Annotated in this window: 14 protein-coding genes; 9 read left to right on the top strand and 5 right to left on the bottom strand. The window is 68.1% G+C overall.

From position 1 onward, the window contains the following. The first annotated feature begins 124 nt into the window (after positions 1–124). Positions 125–478: a hypothetical protein gene (locus ASE28_RS03750; protein WP_057264786.1), complete on the top strand. Its 354-nt coding sequence runs from the start codon at positions 125–127 to the stop codon at positions 476–478. Here ASE28_RS03750 and ASE28_RS03745 read toward each other — a convergent pair. Genes ASE28_RS03745 through pcp form a run of 3 tightly spaced genes read right to left on the bottom strand, consistent with a single transcriptional unit; the run spans position 409 to position 3,852 of the window. After that, positions 409–2,127: a diguanylate cyclase gene (locus ASE28_RS03745; RefSeq protein WP_057264784.1), complete on the bottom strand. Its 1,719-nt coding sequence runs from the start codon at positions 2,125–2,127 to the stop codon at positions 409–411. The genes ASE28_RS03750 and ASE28_RS03745 overlap by 70 nt on opposite strands. Next, positions 2,124–3,128, bottom strand: a complete 1,005-nt coding sequence (locus ASE28_RS03740; protein WP_057264782.1) for a delta(1)-pyrroline-2-carboxylate reductase family protein — start codon at positions 3,126–3,128, stop codon at positions 2,124–2,126. Before ASE28_RS03740 ends, ASE28_RS03745 begins: the two co-directional genes overlap by 4 nt. 52 nt (positions 3,129–3,180) lie before the next feature. Then, positions 3,181–3,852, bottom strand: a complete 672-nt coding sequence (gene pcp / locus ASE28_RS03735; protein WP_057264780.1) for a pyroglutamyl-peptidase I — start codon at positions 3,850–3,852, stop codon at positions 3,181–3,183. A 138-nt stretch (positions 3,853–3,990) separates the two neighbouring features. Between pcp and ASE28_RS03730 the strand changes: the two genes are divergently transcribed. The 3 genes from ASE28_RS03730 to ASE28_RS03720 all read left to right on the top strand — a co-directional run bounded on the left by ASE28_RS03730 (position 3,991) and on the right by ASE28_RS03720 (position 8,812). Beyond that, positions 3,991–4,881, top strand: coding sequence for a neutral zinc metallopeptidase (locus ASE28_RS03730; RefSeq protein WP_057264778.1), 891 nt, complete (start codon positions 3,991–3,993; stop codon positions 4,879–4,881). Positions 4,882–4,956: 75 nt separating this feature from the next. Continuing rightward, positions 4,957–7,131 (top strand): SulP family inorganic anion transporter, encoded by a 2,175-nt coding sequence (locus ASE28_RS03725; RefSeq protein ID WP_057264776.1) that lies wholly within the window; start codon positions 4,957–4,959, stop codon positions 7,129–7,131. Positions 7,132–7,291: 160 nt separating this feature from the next. Further along, on the top strand, positions 7,292–8,812 hold the full coding sequence (locus tag ASE28_RS03720) for a DEAD/DEAH box helicase (RefSeq protein WP_057201398.1): 1,521 nt from the start codon (positions 7,292–7,294) through the stop codon (positions 8,810–8,812). Positions 8,813–8,832: 20 nt separating this feature from the next. Here ASE28_RS03720 and ASE28_RS03715 read toward each other — a convergent pair whose 3' ends face one another. After that, the gene (locus ASE28_RS03715; RefSeq protein WP_057264774.1) at positions 8,833–9,675 is read right to left on the bottom strand and encodes a symmetrical bis(5'-nucleosyl)-tetraphosphatase; all 843 of its coding nucleotides are present in this window, start codon (positions 9,673–9,675) and stop codon (positions 8,833–8,835) included. Between the two features lie 21 nt (positions 9,676–9,696). Here ASE28_RS03715 and ASE28_RS03710 point away from each other — a divergent pair, with 21 nt between their 5' ends. Both ASE28_RS03710 and ASE28_RS03705 read left to right on the top strand, forming a co-directional pair. After that, complete coding sequence (locus tag ASE28_RS03710) at positions 9,697–11,001, top strand: hemolysin family protein (RefSeq protein ID WP_057201396.1); 1,305 nt, start codon at positions 9,697–9,699, stop codon at positions 10,999–11,001. A 137-nt stretch (positions 11,002–11,138) separates the two neighbouring features. Continuing rightward, positions 11,139–11,429 (top strand): H-NS family nucleoid-associated regulatory protein, encoded by a 291-nt coding sequence (locus tag ASE28_RS03705; protein WP_057201395.1) that lies wholly within the window; start codon positions 11,139–11,141, stop codon positions 11,427–11,429. Positions 11,430–11,566: 137 nt separating this feature from the next. On the opposite strand, the gene ASE28_RS03700 is transcribed toward ASE28_RS03705, so the two are convergent. Further along, entirely contained in the window at positions 11,567–12,439 is an 873-nt protein-coding gene (locus ASE28_RS03700) for a helix-turn-helix domain-containing protein (protein ID WP_057264991.1), read from the bottom strand. Between the two features lie 119 nt (positions 12,440–12,558). Between ASE28_RS03700 and ASE28_RS03695 the strand changes: the two genes are divergently transcribed. The 3 genes from ASE28_RS03695 to ASE28_RS32790 all read left to right on the top strand — a co-directional run. Continuing rightward, positions 12,559–12,963, top strand: a complete 405-nt coding sequence (locus ASE28_RS03695) for a hypothetical protein (protein WP_057264772.1) — start codon at positions 12,559–12,561, stop codon at positions 12,961–12,963. 171 nt (positions 12,964–13,134) lie between these two features. Then, complete coding sequence (locus ASE28_RS03690; RefSeq protein ID WP_057264771.1) at positions 13,135–16,035, top strand: aconitate hydratase; 2,901 nt, start codon at positions 13,135–13,137, stop codon at positions 16,033–16,035. Between the two features lie 179 nt (positions 16,036–16,214). Next, positions 16,215–18,218, top strand: a 2,004-nt coding sequence (locus ASE28_RS32790; protein WP_235516038.1) for a PAS domain-containing protein, incomplete at its 3' end; no start/stop codon positions are given.

Below are 18,218 nucleotides of genomic sequence, written 5' to 3'. Positions count from 1 at the left end.
GTACCGCCCGGTGGTCCCGTCCTACAGGGGCAGGGCACTTCGGCTGAAGTGCAAGCGTTGGTAAGTTCCATAGCATGGATGCATGCCTGCGGATGTTCGCAGGGTCCGTGTGAAGGAGTCCAACATGATCGATTTTGTTGAACCGTCCGCACCCCGCGCCACGGCGGGTGCCGACCGGCCCAGCCTGCCCCATCTTGCACAAGCCCGCCATGCAGACCTGGGCGAGGCCGATATCCATTACTGGCCTTGCGAAGTGCTGGATGCGTTCATCCTGCACATGGCCAAGCGTGGCCACTGCGTGAACACGGCCATGATGCTGGGCCACCCGCCCTATGCGCAGGAGCAGTTGGCCATCGCACGCCAGCACCATGACGGCGAACTCGATGGGCTTGCCGACCGCCTGGGGGGCTATTTCAGCGCCTGCCCGGCCTCAGGCTCCACGCACACCCTGTTGCGTCCCTGGCCCTTGGCTTCGTAAAGCGCCGCGTCGCTGCGGCGCAGCATCTCGTGGGCATTGTCGGGCCCCTCGCGCAGGCTGGATATGCCAGCGCTCACCGTGATCCGCCCCACCAGAGGATCTTCCTGCGCCGCCATGCCGTCCACGATCGACTGGGCGATCGCGCGTGCGCCTTCCACGGCGGTGTCGGGCAGTACCACGGCAAACTCCTCGCCACCGAGCCGCGCAATCACGTCCGACGCGCGCAGGCGCTGCTGCAGCGTCTGTGCCAGCCGGCGCAGCACCTCGTCGCCTGCGTCGTGCCCGAAGCTGTCGTTCACGCGCTTGAAATGGTCCACATCGACGCTGACCAAGCTCAGGGGCCGGCCGCTGCGGCGCGCCAGCGCCAGCGCAAACTCCATCTTGCTGTCGAAGCCCCGCCGGTTGAGCAGGCCGGTAAGTGCGTCGGTGCGTGCCTGCAGGTCCAGCGCGCGGTTGGCGGCTTCCAGCTCCAGGGTGCGCAGGCGCACCTGGTCCTCCATGGCTTCGTGAGCCGCCATGAGGCGCTGCGTCATGCTGCTGAGCGCGGCGGACAGCTGGTGCACGTCACGGTTGTGGGTGACCAGGGGAATGGTGGCGCCGGGCTTGCCCGATTCCACGAGGCTGGCGGCATCGGCCAGCGCGTAGAGGTCTTCGCTCAGGCGGCGGGCCGCGATCCAGGCGATGGCTGCGGCCAGCACCGCCGCCAGCAGGCCGATTGCCAGGGCCATGCGCACCGCGCGGTCCGCGTCGGCAAAGGCGATTTCCACCGGTTCCCGGGCCACGATGTGCCAGCCCAGGTCGCTTGCCGCGTTGCGCGCTTCCATGCGCACGCTGGCGGTAAGGTAGTTCTTGCCATCGGCCCAGGGCACCACGGTCGCAGACAGGGCGCCTGATTCCCGCGTGGCCACGGTCAGTGGCACGGGCAGATGCTGGCCGCCGGCTTCGAGCTGGCTGCGGTATTCCTGGGGCGAGAAAATGAGTTTGCCGGCGCGGTCAAAGACGAACAGGTCCACCGAGGCACCCTGGATACCGATGGGGGCCAGGCTTTCCAGCACCTCGCGCGTCCACTCCCAGCTGCCGTGCATGCCCAGCACGCCCACGGTGGCCCGCCCCGCGTGGATGGGGGCAGCGAAGTCCACGAAGCGGTAGGGCTCGCCCGAGGCGTTGGGCGGCAGCAACTGCTCCAGCAGCTTGGCCGGGTGCACGTCGCCCACGTGCAGCTCCTGCAGGCCGGCGATGAACCAGGGGCGCTCGCGCACGCTCTGGCCCTCCAGAAGTCCCTTCGTGGCGGCCCTTACCACGCCCTGGGCATCTGCCACGCCGATCCACAGGCTGTAAGGGTCGATGGCCTGGGTGCGCGCCAGCAGTTGGTGCACTTCGGGCGAATCGAGCCCCTTTTGCCATATGCCGGGTGCATCGGCCAGTACCTGCACGGCCCGGCTGCGCTCCAGTAACCCGTTGGCAAGCTGGCGGCTGGCGTTATCGGCCACGGTGCGCAAGGCATGGCCGGCATCGCTTTGCACGCGTCGCTTGAGCAGTTCGCCGAAACCCAGGGACAGCAGCACGGCCAGCCCGATCACCAGCAGCGCAAACACCAATGAGATCTGCGTGCGCAGGCTCTGGCCGCGAAAACGGGTGGGGGGGCTCATGGGCTGCCGCTCCCCGGCTGGGAATGTGCTCCTGATCCCGTGTTTGCGCCGATGTCCGAACGCGCGGTGCGGGTGGCGCGCAGCACCAGGCGGGCAGCCGCCAGGTCCCAGCCGGCCCAGCCGCAGCTCTTGAACAGCACGGGCCCGGTGCGGGGGCGCGCGCCTTGCCGCACCATGTCCTGCAGCGTAGGCAGGCGCGCCACGTCCAGCCCGGCCTGCAGCAGGTCGCCGGCCTCGTGCCCGGCATCGGCCGTGTCCACCACCACCGTGCCATGCTGCGCCATCCATCGGCACAGCCCGGGCGACAGTTCTGCCATGGTGGGGGTGTAGGCGCCGACCGCCGCGATGAAGGCATCGGGCCGGGGCTGGGCGCTCAGGACCACGGCCGTGCCCGGGGTGCATGCGGCCACCAGAGGGCAGTGGGCCATGGCCGCGTCGGCGTCCTGCACGACCCGGGCCTGAGCGCCCAGGGCGCGGGCCGCCTGCGCCAGGGCCTCGGCACTGGCCGCGCTGCGCGATGCCACCCAGACCTCGCGCACACCCAGCACTTCCACAAAGGCCTGCACATGGGCCAGGCCTTGCACGCCGGCACCCACCACCAGCAGCGGGCCCTGCGGCACCGGCGCCAGGCGCTGCGCCGCCAGCAGCGAGACGGCGGCCGTGCGGCGCGCCGTGACGGTGGGGCCGTCCAGCACCACGCGGCGCTGGCCGGTGGCTACGTCGAACACCACCACATCGCCCTGGATGGTGGGCTGGCCGCGCGCCGCATTGCCGGGGGTGAGGGTGATCAGCTTGGCCATGGCGACCGTGCGGTCGCTGGCCGGCATCACGAACAGGCTGGCGCCGCCTGCCAGCGCCAGCACGCTGCGGGGCGGCACCTGGATGCCGTCGTCCACCAGCAGGGCGGCTATTTCATCGGCCAGCGCTGTCCAGTCCAGCAGGTCGGCGGTGGCCTGGGGCCCCAGGGTGGAAGAGGGTTCAGAAAGCGGGGCGGGGCGCATACCGGGACTGTACACAGCATGCGGGGCCGGTGGCACAGGGCGTACCCGGCGGTCAGTGGGTGGCGCCCGCGCCGAGGACGATGTCTTGCCGGGCGAGGACGGCCGCCCACAGCGCGGCATGCAGGCCGCGCACCATGTCGCGCAGCGCCAGATGGGGCGTGCCCTGTCCCGGTAGCCAGGGCACGTGCACGAAGCCACCGCGCATGCCGGCCACGCCTTCGCGCGCCAGGTGGTGCATCAGCCCGTAGAGCACATGGTTGCAGACGAAGGTGCCAGCCGTCTGTGATACCTCGCAGGGCACGCCGGTCTGCTGCACCGCGCGCAGCATGGCCTTGACGGGCAGGCTGGCAAAGTAGGCGGCCGGGCCACCGGGGGCCACGGCCGCGTCGATGGGCTGCGCGCCCTGGTTGTCGGGGATGCGCGCATCGTCCACATTGATGCCGATGCGCTCGATCGACAGGGCCGCCCGTCCGCCCGCCTGCCCCAGGCATACGGTGAGCGCCGGCTGCAGCTGCCGGTGCAGTGCCGTCAGCCGCTGCAGCGCCAGCCCGAACACGGTGGGCAGTTGCGCGGCCACCACGGTGTGCCCGCCGATGCGCTGGCCCTGCAGTGCCTGGGCCAGCAGCCAGCTGGGGTTGATGGCATCCCCACCGAAGGGATCGAATCCCGTCAGCATGATGACGGGGTTGCTTGCGCCGTGGGGGTTGTGGGGGTGGTGCAGCATGGGGTGGGGCGCTCACGTACGAGAAACAGACTGCATGGTAGCGCGCTGCTCTCCTACTTGTGCTGGCCCCCGAGGAGGGCGCGCCGCGCGTAACATGCTGTCCATGCCCCCGTCCGGTGGGGGCGCTGGAGAACAACGATGAAATGGGAAGGCAATCGCGAGTCCGACAACGTAGAGGACCGCCGGGACGAGGGCGGTGGCGGTGGGGGCGGCTCGCCCATCTTTGGCGGGCGCAGCATCGGCATCGGGACCATCGTCATCGCCCTGGTGGGCGGTTGGGTGCTGGGCATCAACCCGCTGACCATCCTGGGCCTGCTCAGCGGCGGTGGTCCGCCCGCGCAGGTGCAGCAGCAACAGCAGGGCCCGGCGCACCGCCCCCCGGCCGACGACACCATGGCGCGCTTCGTCTCCACCGTGCTGGCCGATACCGAGGACGTTTGGCAGGGCGTGTTCCGCCAGGGCGGCGGCACCTACCAGGAGCCCCGGCTGGTGCTGTTCCGCGGCTCCACGCCCACAGCCTGCGGCGCGGGCCAGGCGGCGATGGGGCCGTTCTACTGTCCGGCCGACCAGAAGGTGTACATCGATCTGGGTTTTTACGAGACCCTCAAGAACCGCCTGGGCGCGCCCGGCGATTTCGCGCAGGCCTACGTGATCGCGCACGAGGTCGGCCACCACGTGCAGAACCTGCTGGGCATCAGCGGCAAGATGGACCAGATGCGCGGCCGCGTGAGCAAGACCGAGTACAACGCCATGTCCGTGCGGCTGGAGCTGCAGGCCGACTGCTTTGCCGGCGTGTGGGCGCACCACGCGCAGGCTGCCCGCAAGATCCTGGAGCAGGGCGATGTGGAAGAGGCCATGAACGCGGCCGCCAAGATCGGCGACGACGCCCTGCAAGGTGCCGGCGGTGGCCGGGTGGTGCCTGAGAGCTTCACCCACGGCAGCAGCGCGCAGCGCCAGCGCTGGTTCAACGCCGGACTGCAGAACGGCAGCGTCAAGGGTTGCGACACCTTTGCCGCCCGCAATCTGTGATGGACATCGCTGCACAGGTCTGCGGTGAGGTTCGCGGGGGCTGAACGCGGTCCCTCCCTCCTTTTTGCGCACGCCATGCCACCCGAGTCGCTGTCCCATCCGCCTGTAGCCGGGCAGGGGCCCTCACCGGGCGCTGCCAGCCACCCGCCCTCGGGCGCGGTGGCGGCATGGTCTGCTGCGGCTGTCACGGTGCCCCATGCGGTGGGCCTGGGCTTGTTGGCCTTCGCGCCGCTGGCAGGCGGCTACTCGCTGGCGGCCCTGGCCCTGTGGTCGGCCGCCTTGCCCGGATTGCTGCTCACCGTGCTGGCGCCACGCCCGGGGGTCGTCTATGCGCCGACCACCGTGGTGGCCCTGCTGTTCGCCGCCGTGGTGGCCACCGCCTACGGCGCAGCCGGCACCCTGGGCCTGACGGCGCGCCAGGTGCTTGCCGTCAGCGGTGCCACCGTGGCGCTGGCGTTTGGCTTTCAGTGGCTGCTGGGGGTGCTGCGCCTGGCCTCGGTGGCGCGCTTCCTGCCGATTTCGGTGACCCATGGCTTTGCGGCGGGCGTGGGCCTGTCCATGGTGGTGGGGCAACTGCGCAATGGCCTGGGTGCGGGCGCCGGGTGGGGTTGGGACCTGCGTACCTTTTGGCACGCCGTGGCCGCCCTCGCGGTAGTGGGCCTGGCGGTGCTGCTGCGCCGGCGCTGGCCGCGCATGCCGGGCCTGCTCACGGCCGTGGTGCTGGTGGCACTGGCCGTGGCCGTGGCGGGCCTGTGGGGTGTAGGCATGGGCAACGTGTTCGCACCGGCCGTCAGCCAGAGTGCCTTTGCCGGGCCGCTGTGGCCCGACTGGACGGGCATTCCCTGGCTGGAACTGGCGCACCGGCACGGCTCTGCGCTGGTGGTGCTGGCCCTGCTGATGGCGCTGGTCAACAGCCTGGAGATCCTGGTCTTCAACCAGGAGCTGGAGCTCGACCACGGCCTGCGCGGCAACCCCAACCAGGCGCTGCGGCGCGAGAGCCTGCTGGGCGTGCTGTGTGGCCTGGTGGGCATGATCCCCGCGTCCACCAGTGCCTCGCGCTCGCGCATCGTGCTGGCGCAGGCCGGTGCCTCGGCCAGCGCCCCGCGCTGGCATGCCGGCATCATGCTGGTGGTGGCCTTCACGGGTGCCTGGTGGCTGCACTGGGTGCCCATGGCCTGCCTGGCCGGCGGACTGGTGCTGGCGGGGCTGATGCAGGTGCCCGGGCTGCTGTGGTCGCCTGGCTACGCGCGCCGCTCCAGCGTGACCTGGGCGCAAAGCTGGCTGGTGGCGCTGGTGTTCGCCGTGCTGGGCGGCGTGGGTGCCCTCGTGGCGGGGCTGGTGGTGGCCACCTTCGTGCTGCTGCGCGACTCGGCGTCCAAGGTGCTGCGCCATGTGCGGCTCGATGGGCAGTTGCGCTCGCGCCGCCTGCGCCGCGCGGGCTCCGACACCTGGCTGGCGCCGCGCATGAACCAGGTGGCGGTGTTCGAGCTGCAGGGCGTCATGTCCTTCGGCGTCGCCGCGCACCTGGCCGAGCAGGTGCGCCTGATGCTGCAGCCGCGCCACCGCTGGGTGGTGCTGGATGCCAGCCGCGTGCCGGCCTGGGACAGCACGGCCCTGGCCCAGCTGCGTGCGCTGGTGCGCGACCTCTCGCAGCAAGGCGTGGCCTGCGCCGTGGCGGCGCTCGACCGCGTGGCGGCCGAGCACGCGGGCACCGGCGTTCGCACCTTCGCCGATGGCGACCGGGCCCTGGAATGGGCGGAAGCCGCCATCCTGGCCGAGCGGCCCGAGCACGAGCGGCCTGTTTATCCCGAGCAGGATGTGCTCGGCGAGATCGGTGAAGGCATGGACGCCGAGGCCCGGCTGGCGCTGGAGGCCCTGCTGGAGCCACTGCCCATGGCGGCCCATGGGGTGGTGTTCAACGCCGGGGACACCGACCGCGACCTGCTGGTGGTGCAGTCGGGCCACATCACGCTCGTGACCCAGTGGCCGCCCGAGCGCGGCCTGCGCCTGGCCACCGTGGGGCCGGGCATGGCCTTCGGGGAGATGGCTTTTCTCAACGGCGCCGCCCGCACGGCCAGCGCCGGGGCCGAATTGGGGCCTGCGCAACTGGCGCGGCTGTCGCGCGCGCACTTCGACGCCTGGGCGCACCGCTACCCCGAAGCGGCGCTCACGGTGATGAACAACATCGCCCAAATCGGTGCCCGCCGCCTGGCGGTGACCACGCGCCAGCTGCGCGCGGTGCTGGAGTGAATTCCTGAAAATTGCCATCTGTGAATTGATGGTTATTGTTTTGGTGCTATCGAATTAAAAGCATCAAAGCCAGTCCTCTGGCGGCATGGCTCGGTGAATACACCCTTGCTTACCACCCCCATGGTGTGTTTGGGCCACCGGTGCGACAATAGAGGGCTAAATGACAAGTTCTTTTTCCAATCTATCGCTGGCCGAGCCGCTCTCGCGCGCCGTGGCCGAAATGGGCTACGAGTCCATGACGCCTATCCAGGAGCAGGCCATTCCGGTCGTGCTAACCGGCCAGGACGTGATGGGCGCAGCCCAGACCGGCACCGGCAAGACGGCGGCGTTCTCGCTGCCACTGCTGCAGCGCCTGCTCAAGCACGAGAGCAGCTCCACCTCCCCGGCCCGCCACCCCGTGCGTGCGCTGGTGCTGCTGCCCACGCGCGAACTGGCCGACCAGGTCGCCCAGCAGATCGCGCTGTACGCCAAGTACACCAAGCTGCGCAGCACCGTGGTCTTCGGCGGCATGGACATGAAGCCCCAGACCCTTGAGCTCAAGAAGGGTGTCGAGGTGCTGGTGGCCACCCCCGGCCGCCTGCTGGACCACATCGAAGCCAAGAACGCGGTGCTCAACCAGGTCGAGTACGTGGTGCTCGACGAGGCCGACCGCATGCTGGACATCGGTTTCCTGCCCGACCTGCAGCGCATCCTGTCCTACCTGCCCAAGCAGCGCACCACGCTGCTGTTCTCGGCCACGTTCTCGCCCGAGATCAAGCGCCTGGCCAGCAGCTACCTGCAAAACCCCATCACCATCGAAGTGGCCCGCCCGAACGAGACGGCCTCCACGGTGGAGCAGCGCTTCTACAGCGCCAACGACGATGACAAGCGCCGTGCCATCCACCAGGTGCTCAAGACCCGGGGCATCAAGCAGGCCTTCATCTTCGTCAACAGCAAGCTCGGTTGCGCCCGCCTGGCGCGCAGCCTGGAGCGCGAAGGCCTCAAGACCACCGCGCTGCACGGCGACAAGAGCCAGGACGAGCGCCTGAAAGCCCTGGAGGCCTTCAAGAAGGGCGAAGTCGACCTGCTGGTGTGTACCGACGTGGCCGCCCGCGGCCTCGACATCAAGGACGTGCCGGCGGTGTTCAACTTCGACGTGCCCTTCAACGCCGAAGACTACGTGCACCGCATCGGCCGCACGGGCCGTGCTGGCGCGTCGGGTCTGGCGGTCACGCTGGTGTCGGGCAGCGATGCCCGCCTGGTGGCCGACATCGAAAAGCTCATCAAGAAAAAGATCGAGCTTGAAGCCGTCGAGTACGACGAAGACCAGCCGCGCGGCCGCATCAACGACGGCCGCCGTGCTTGGCGCGAAGCGGGCGAGACCGGTGACGGGCGCGATGCCATTGCCTCCGCCGCTCCGCGCCGCGAACGGGAGCGCGAGCACCGTCCGGGCCGTGAAACCCGCGAGCCGCGCGAACAGCACCGGGGCTTCCGTCCTGCGGTGGCATCGCGCGACCCGTTCTTCGAAAAGCCCTACGAATCCAGCGCGGCGGCCGATGCCGCGCCCGCCTGGGAGTCCGCCAAGTCGGCGCCACGCAGCAGTGTGTCGGCCAATATCAAGCCCAAGCGCAAGGTGGCGGCGCTGTTCAAGGCGGTAGCTCCTGCCACTGAAGATCAGGCACAGGCCGTCACCACCGACTGAAGCAAAGGCCGGTCACGCCATCAGCCCGGCTGCTGCGACTGCTCGCAGTGCACCTGCAGCAGTTCGCGGTCGGCCAGCGTGGCGCCAAAGCGCATGGCGCTCAGGTAGCCGCCCCATACGCAGCCCGTGTCCATCGCCAGGGTGTCCGGGCGGTCCAGCAAACCCAGCGTGGACCAGTGCCCGAAGGCCAGCAGCGTACTTGCCGCCCGCCTGCCCGGCACGTCGAACCAGGGCATCAGGCCTTCGGGGGGCTTTTGCGCACTCTCGGTGCTGTCGAAATCCATCACCCCATCGGCCGAGCAAAAGCGCAGCCGCGTCATGGCGTTGACGATGGTGCGCAGGCGGTCCATGCCCGTGAGCGCCGGGTCCCAGCGGTCCGGGCCGTTGCCGTACATCTGATGCAGAAAGTCCGACAGCCCCGGGCCGCGCAGCACCTGCTGCACTTCGCTCGCCAGGGCCAGGGCCTCGTCCACCGTCCAGGCGGGCAGCAGGCCGGCGTGCACCATCGCCAACCGCTCGCCGGCATGCAGGTGCGTGCGCATCAGCGGCTGCCGGCGCAGCCAGTCCAGCATGGCGTCACGGTCATCGGCTTTGAGCACCTGCTCCAGCGTGTCCTTGCGCGAGGGCTTGCGTGCCCCATGGGCGGCGGCCAGCAGGTGCAGATCGTGGTTGCCCAGCAGCGGGCGCAGCGCATCGCCCTGCTGCATGCAGCGGCGCAGCACGGCAGCCGACTCCGGGCCCCGGTTCACCAGGTCGCCCAGCAGGTAGACCGTGTCGCGGCTCGCGGAAAAGCCGATCTCGTCCAGAAGGCGCCCGAGCGCGCTGTCGCAACCCTGGATATCGCCAATACAGTAAAGTGCCATCGTGTTCCTATGCCTTGAATCATGGATTTTCTGCTGATTGCGCTGCTCACGCTGCTCAATGGCGTATTTGCCATGTCCGAGCTGGCGCTGGCATCGAGCCGCAAGTCGCGCCTGGCCGCCATGGCCGAGGGCGGCGACAAGGGGGCGCAGGCCTCGCTCACGCTGCTGGAGAACCCCACCCAGTTCCTGTCCTCCGTGCAGGTGGGCATCACCTCTATCGGCATGCTCAACGGCATCATCGGCGAAGCCGCGTTCAGCGATGACCTGGCGCGCTGGCTGCTGGCGCTGGGCATGCCCGAGCGCGCCTCCGGCATCACGGCCACGGCGCTGGTGGTCACGGTGATCACCTTCATCACCATCGTCTTCGGTGAGCTGGTGCCCAAGCGCATCGGCCAGCTCTACCCCGAAACCGTGGCCCGCCTGGTGGCTCGGCCCATGACCTGGGTGGCCCTGGTGGCCAAGCCCTTCGTGCGGCTGCTGTCGCTGTCCACCCAGGGCGTGCTGGGGCTGCTGCGCATCGACAACAACGCGGGCCGCGCCGTGACGGAGGAAGAGATCGTGGCCAGCCTGGAAGAAGGGCGCGATGCCGGGGTGATCGAGCACCACGAGCACCAGATGGTGCGCAATGTGTTCCGCCTCGACGACCGGCCGCTGACCTCGCTGATGGTGCCCCGCACGGACATGCAGTGGCTCGATGCCCGGCTCACCGTGGCCGAAGGCCTGCGCATGGCCGGCACCGGTGGTGACCATGGTGCCCATTCCTGGTACCCCGTCTGCAGGGGCTCGCTCGATGAGGTGGTGGGCCTGATCAGCGTAGCGCGCCTGCTGGAGCTGGGCGTGGAGGCCCCAGGCGCCATCGAGCAGTACGCCCTGCCGGCCGCCTTTCTGCCCGAAACCCTGAGCGGCATGGAACTGCTGGAGCAGTTCCGCGCACGCTCGGGCCGCATGGTCTTCGTGGTGGACGAATATGGCGTGGTGCAGGGCATCATGACACCACGCGATCTGCTGGAGGCGATTACCGGAGAACTGCAGCCCGGGGCTGCGACGGATGCCTGGGCCACCCAGCAAGAGGACGGCATGTGGCTGCTCGACGGCCTGATGCCCGTCAGCGAACTCAAGGCGCGGCTCGATATTCGCGATTTACCGGGAGAGGAGCGCGGCCGTTACAACACACTGGCGGGATTGTTGATGGCTGAATCAGGCCATTTGCCGGCAGTGGGCGAACGCATTGCCTGTGCCGGGTGGATATTCGAGGTGCTTGGCCTGGAGGGCAAGAGAATCGACCGTGTATTGGCGCAAATGGACCTGGCCGATCGGTCCGGCTGATTACCTGGGGCTGTGAAATGATTTTCACTGGTGAGGGGTTTCAACGGTTTGTCACGAATTTTTTCGCAAACCCTGAAAATTTTGCCCATTATTCCTATAATGGGGCCTTCCTTGTCCACCTAGCAGCCACACATACCATGACAACCAGCTACAAAGAACTCCTCAAGCAACGCGACGCCCTGGAACAGCAAATCGGTGAAGCCCGCAAGCGCGAGTTGTCGGACGCCGTATCGCAGGTGCGTGCGCTGGTGGCGGAGTTCGGCCTGACCGCACAGGACGTGTTCCCCAGTGGCCGTGCACGCAGCGCAAGCGCTGGCACCAAGGTGGCTCCTAAATACCGCGATCCATCCACAGGCCAGACCTGGACGGGCCGTGGCAAGGCACCCAAGTGGATTCAAAACGAGAACCGCGAAAAGTTCGCCATTTGATCGATTGAATCCATTGGACAGCGGCCTGTTGCCGCGTTGCATAAAAAAGCCCGCATCTGCGGGCTTTTTGCGTGGTACGCACCATAAACGTGCGATCCGGCTGGCTGTGTGGGGGCGCGCCCGCGGCTGGCGCCTGATCAGATGGGGGCGGCAGCGATCTCGCGCAATACCTGGGCCGTGAATTCGTCGGCCGGAAAGAATGATTCCACGGCCAGTTCCTGCAGGGTCACATCCACCGGGGTTCCAAATATGGTGGTGGTGCTCATAAACGAAAGTGTTCCCCGGGCGCTTTGAAAGCAGAAGGGCATTACCACACCCAGCAATTCCCCGTCGAGCACCAGGGAGCTCGATTCCTCGGGCGCGGGGTATTCCAGCAACTCGGCCTGCAGTGCGATGAGCACGGGGTCCGCCGTGGCCTGTATTTGCTGGCGCAGGCGCTCGAACAGGTGGGCCCGCCACTGGGCCAGGTTGGCGATGTGCGGTGCCAGGCCCTTGGGGTGCAGGCTGAGGCGGAACACATTCACCGGCCCCTTCAGCAGTTCAGGGCTCACGTGGTTGGCCAGCAGCGCCTGGGCAGCGCGGTTGGTGGCCACGATGTTCCAGCAGCGATCCAGTGCAATCGCGGGGCAGGGTTCGTGGCCCTTGAGCACCAGTTCCACCGCTTTGCGCGCGGCAGCCAGGGCCGGGTCGTCCAGCGCGCGCTCGCGGTACATGGGCGCATAGCCGGCCGCCACCAGCAGGGCATTGCGCTCGCGCAGCGGGATGGCCAGGCGCTCGCACAGCCGCAGCACCATCTCGCGGCTGGGGTTGGTGCGGCCTGTCTCCATGAAGCTCACGTGGCGGGTGGAGATGTCCGCCTCGTCGGCCAGCTCCAGCTGACTCAGGTGGCGCTGCTGGCGCCAGGTGCGCAGATGGTCGCCGAACGAGGCAGGCCCCGGAAGGCTGCGGTGGCCCCCGGCCGCAGGCCGGTGGGGCAGGGTGGGGCGTGGGGGGCGGTGGGTGCTGGTCATGCCCTCCATCCTAGGGCCAGTTGGCATGCCGGCCATTACCTGGCATGTCATCGACGCGGTGCAGCCCGGCCGCGACCATGGAGGCTCCTTCAACCCGAAAAGATCCCAAGGAGTCCACCATGTCCGTTCTGTCCTCTCCCTCGTTCCTGCGTGCCGTGGTCTGGTTCGATGCCGCCACGGGCGTGCTGCTCGGCGCCCTGCACCTGGCGCTGACCGAGACGCTCGCCGAGTGGCTCGGGCTGCCGGTGGGGCTGGTCTCGGCCAGTGGCCTGGCGCTCCTTGCCTATGCGGTTCTGGCCATGGCGATTGCAAGCCAGCGCAACACCCCCCGCAGCCTGCTGTGGCTGTTGATCGTGGGCAATGCCGCCTGGGCCCTCGCCAGCCTGGCACTGCTGCTGTCATCGGCCATCGCGCCCAGCGTGTGGGGCCAGGCCTATCTGGTCGTGCATGTGGTTTCGGTAGGCCTGCTGGCCGAGCTGCAATGGTTTGGCATGCGCCGTTTGCCGTTGCCTGCAATGGCTTGAATGCTCTGTATTAAATAGCACTTGGCGCTCTTGCGCGTGTACCGGAGGGGCCCTGTGAGGCCCTTTTCCATGGCGATGGGCGGCAGTTGCCGCCTCCCTGCATACCCCCAACGTTGGCTCCGCCGCGTGGGACTGACAGAATAGGCCTTGTCGCTTACACAGGAGTCAGCCATGGCCACATCGACCAAGTCGTCGCCCCAGCCCGCCCGCCACGCGTTTGCCAACACGCTCAAGAGTTTCAAGACCGCGTCGGGCAAGACCGGACAGCTCTATTCCCTGCCAGCCCTGGCCAAACAGTTTCCGCAAATCAACCGCCTGCCGGTGTCCATCCGCATCGTGCTCGAATCGGTGCTGCGCAACTGCGACGGCCGCAAGGTCACGGCCGAGCATGTGCACCAGCTCGCGCACTGGGCGCCCAAGGCCGAGCGCAAGGACGAGATCCCCTTCGTCGTATCGCGCGTGGTGCTGCAGGACTTCACCGGCGTGCCGCTGCTGGCCGACCTGGCCGCCATGCGCAGCGTGGCTGCCAGGCTGGGCAAGAACCCCAAGAAGATCGAACCCCTGGTGCCAGTCGATCTGGTGGTGGACCACTCCATCATGGTCGACTATTACGGCAAGAAGAATTCGCTCGACCTCAACATGAAGCTCGAGTTCCAGCGCAACCGTGAGCGCTACGAGTTCATGAAGTGGGGCATGCAGGCCTTCAGCACCTTCGGCGTGGTGCCGCCGGGCTTCGGCATCGTGCACCAGGTGAACCTGGAGTACCTGGCGCGCGGCGTGCACAAGACCAAGGCAGGCGTCCACTACCCCGACACCCTGGTGGGAACCGACAGCCACACCACCATGATCAACGGCATCGGCGTGGTCGGCTGGGGCGTGGGCGGCATCGAGGCCGAGGCCGCCATGCTGGGCCAGCCCGTGTACTTCCTCACGCCCGACGTGGTGGGCTTCGAGATGACCGGCCAGCTGCGCGAGGGCGTGACCGCCACCGACCTGGTGCTCACCGTGACCGAGCTGCTGCGCCAGCACAAGGTGGTGGGCAAGTTCGTCGAGTTCTTCGGCGAGGGCACGCGCACCCTGGCGCTGCCCGACCGGGCCACCATCGGCAACATGGCACCCGAGTACGGTGCCACCATGGGCTTCTTCCCGGTGGATGAGAAGACCATCGACTACTTCCAGGGCACGGGCCGCACCAAGGCCGAGATCGAGGCCTTCGAGGCCTACTTCAAGGCCCAGGGCCTGTTCGGCGTGCCGCTGGCCGGCGAGATCGACTACTCGCAGGTCGTCAAGCTCGACCTGGGCAGCGTGACCCCCAGCCTGGCCGGCCCCAAGCGGCCGCAGGACCGGATCGAGCTGGGCAAGGTCAGCAGCCAGTTCGCCGACCTGTTCAGCAAGTCCAATGCCGAGAACGGCTTCAACCGCCCGGCCGAACTGCTGCTCACCCGCCACCACATCCACCGTGGGCAGGATATGGTTCAAGAGCTGGCGCCCAAGGACAAACCTGCTCCCGCAGGCGCGCCGCGCTCCCTGGCCGAGATGGAGGGCAACAAGCCCGCGCTGGCCACGGCCCATGCCGACGCAGCGGCCACCATGCCCACCAAGGGCGCCGACCCCACGGTGGGCAATGGGGACGTGCTGATCGCCGCCATCACCAGCTGCACCAACACCTCCAACCCCAGCGTGCTGCTGGCCGCCGGCCTGCTGGCCAAGAAGGCGGTGGAGGCGGGGCTCAAGGTCCAGCCGCACATCAAGACCTCGCTGGCCCCCGGCTCGCGCATCGTCACCGACTACCTCACCGAGACCGGCCTGCTGCCCTACCTGGAGAAGCTGGGCTTTGCGCTGGCGGGCTATGGTTGCACCACCTGCATCGGCAATGCGGGCGACCTCACGCCCGAGCTCAACGAAGCCATTACCAGCAACGACCTCATCTGTGCGGCCGTGCTCTCGGGCAACCGCAATTTCGAGGCGCGCATCCACCCCAACCTCAAGGCCAACTTCCTGGCCAGCCCGCCGCTGGTGGTGGCCTATGCCATCGCCGGCACGGTGCTCAAGGACCTGATGACCGAGCCCGTGGGCAAGGGCAAGGGTGGCCGCGACATCTACCTGGGCGACATCTGGCCGACGAGCGAGGAAGTGCACAAGCTCATGAAGTTCGCGATGAACGGCAAGGCCTTCCGCGAGAACTACGCCAAGGTTGCCACAGACCCCGGCAAGCTCTGGGAAAAGATCAAGGGCGTGAGCGGAAACTCGTACACCTGGCCGGCCAGCACCTACATCGCCGAGCCGCCGTTCTTCGCCCAATTCACGCTCGAGCAGGGTGCCGCGACGGCCTCCGCTGTGCACGGCGCGCGCATCATGGCGTTGTTCGGCGACTCCATCACCACCGACCACATCTCTCCTGCGGGCTCCATCAAGGCCACCTCGCCCGCCGGCCAGTGGCTGCAGCTCAACGGTGTGCAGAAGGCCGACTTCAACAGCTACGGCGCACGCCGCGGCAACCACGACGTGATGATGCGCGGCACCTTCGCCAACGTGCGCATCAAGAACCTCATGCTCCCGCCCACGGCCGATGGCTCGCGCGAGGAAGGCGGGGTGACCGTGTTCCAGAGCGAAGGGCCGCTGCAGGGCGAGAAGATGTTCATCTTCGACGCAGCCATGCAGTACATGGCGCAAAAGACACCCACGGTGATCTTCGCGGGCGAGGAATACGGCACCGGATCGAGCCGCGACTGGGCCGCCAAGGGCACGCAGCTCTTGGGCATCAAGGCCGTGGTGGCGCGCAGCTTCGAGCGCATCCACCGCTCCAACCTGGTGGGCATGGGCGTGCTGCCCCTGCAGTTCAAGGGCACGGATTCGTGGGAGTCGCTGGGCCTGACCGGCAACGAAACCATCAACGTGCTGCCCGACCCCGCGCTCACGCCCCAGAGCGACGCCACCCTGGTGATTCGCCGGGCTGACGGCAGCAGCCAGGAGGTGGTGGTCACGCTGCGCATCGACACCCCCATCGAGGTGGACTACTACCAGGCGGGCGGCATTCTGCCGTTCGTGCTGCGCCAACTGCTCGAAGGCTGAGGGCTGATGGCATCTGGGCGGTGGTGTTCGCATCGCCCGGGCATGGAGCAGGTGGGTGTGACCGGTGCCAGGTCACGGTTGTGGCGCGCATACCGCGCGTTGCGGCAGAAATCGTCGCTGGCGCTTACAGGCCGATACACTGGTGAGGTGCAGCGGACGCCCTACCCCCCACAGCTCCTATGAACTCCCCAGTCCACCGTTCCCCGCGGACGCTCGTCTCGGAGGCTCCCGCCGTCACGGTGGTGCTGGCCGTGGCGGTGCTGGCGCTGGTGATGGTGTCACTGAGCGGCATCCTGGGAGAGGGTGTGGGTCTGCAGCATGGGCTGGAGCCCTTCATGGAGCTGGTGGCCATCCTGCTGGCGTTGCTGGTGGTGTCGGTGTCCCTGCACACGCTCGACGCGCATGGCCAGGGCCATGCGAATGTGCTGGTCGCCGGTTTCGGGGTGGCAGCGGTCTGCAATTTCCTGCATGGCGTGCTGGCCCATGCCACGCCGCAACCAGCTTCGACCCTGGCGGCGGACATGGCGCTGTGGCTTGGCTCCTGGGTGCGCGTGGCCGAGTGCGCCGCGCTGGTGCTCACGGCACTGCGCGTCTCCCTGCCCGGGCCTGCCAAGGTGTGGGCCGTGGCTGCGGGTGCGTTTTCGCTGGTGCTGGTGTGGGCGGCTGCGGGGCCGCTGCCGCAGTGGTTTTCTGCGGCCTCGGGCGGCATGTTGCCGGCGTTGATGGCCGGATTGCTGTGCGCAGGCCTGGTAGGGGCTGCCGTGCGGCTGCACGGCGATGCGAAGGGCGACAACCGCACGCGGGGACGCCTGCTGGCATGGGCTGCTGCCACTTTCGCGGTCGCGGAACTCATGGTGGGGCTCTCCGGCGTGGCGCAGGTCGGCTGGGCCAGCCTGCTGGCCATTGGCGTGCGTGTGGTGGGCTATGCCCTGCTGTACCAAGCCGTGTTCGTGGCGGGCATGCGCCAGCCCTTCGATCGGCTGTACGAGGCCGAAGCCCAGTTGCGTGAAAGCGAAACGCGCCTGCAGCTGCTGGGCCGCAACCTGCCGCTGAGTGTGCTCTACCAGGTGGTGCGCGAGGCCGATGGCCGCATGCACTTCGTGCACATCGGCGATGCCATCGAGCGCCTGAACGGCCTGCGCCCTGAGGATGTGCTGCGTGATCCCGGCGTGCTGTACCAGCAGATCCTCCCAGAAGACCTCCCCGCGCTCGAGGAGGCCAGGGACCAGTCGCTGCGCAGCATGGGGCCCATGGAGGCCACCTTTCGCATGCGTGTGTCTTCGGGGGCGGTGCGCTGGATACACCTGAGTTCCTCGCCCCGACCCCTGGATGGCGGGCGCGTGATCTGGGATGGCGTGCAAAGCGACATCACCGCCGAGCGCGAGGCCGAGCAGGCGGCCCACGCGCACGAGGTGCAGATGGCCAACATGCTGCGCCAGGTGCCCGGCGGCGTGGCACGGCTGGACCGCGAGTACCGCGTGCTCTATGTGAACGAGCAACAGGCCCGGTGGCTGCACCGCACACCCGAGCAGTTGCAGGGGCAACTGCTCCCGGACGTGATCCCCGCAGCGGTCATGGCGCGCATGCAGCCCCAGTTGCACAAGGCATTTGCCGGAGAGACGGCCGTCTTTGAAAACCGCATCGACGCACTGGACGGCCCGCAGTACCGCCACACCACCCTGGTGCCCGAATCCATCACGGAGCAGGGGGTGGTGGCCGTGGTGGTCTTTGCCTACGACCTGACCGAGCTCAAGCGCATCGAGACCGAGCTGGCCCAGCAGAAGGCCCACCTGGCCCGGGTGGTGAACGCCATGCCCGACATGGTCTTCCTCAAGGACGCGCAGGGTGTCTACCTGTCCTGCAACCCGGTGTTCGAGCGCTTTGCGGGCAAGCCCGAGCGCGAGATCATCGGCTGCACCGACTACGATCTGTCCCCTGCATCGGCGGCCGAGGAGTTCCGCGCGTATGACCGGCGTGCCATGCAGGCCTGGCAGCCCCTGGTCTACGAAGAGCAGCTGACCTTTGCGGAAGACGGTTACCAGGGGTATTTCGAGACCATCAAGACGCCCATCCGCGACCTGCATGGCCGCGTGACGGGCATCCTGGGCGTGTGCCGTGACATCACCGACCGCAAGCGCGCAGAGCAGGAGATCGAGCGCCTGGCGTTCTACGACGCCCTCACC

Source organism: Acidovorax sp. Root219, from assembly GCF_001428665.1.
Taxonomy (GTDB): domain Bacteria; phylum Pseudomonadota; class Gammaproteobacteria; order Burkholderiales; family Burkholderiaceae_C; genus Acidovorax.
This window is presented reverse-complemented; position numbering and strand designations above follow the sequence as displayed.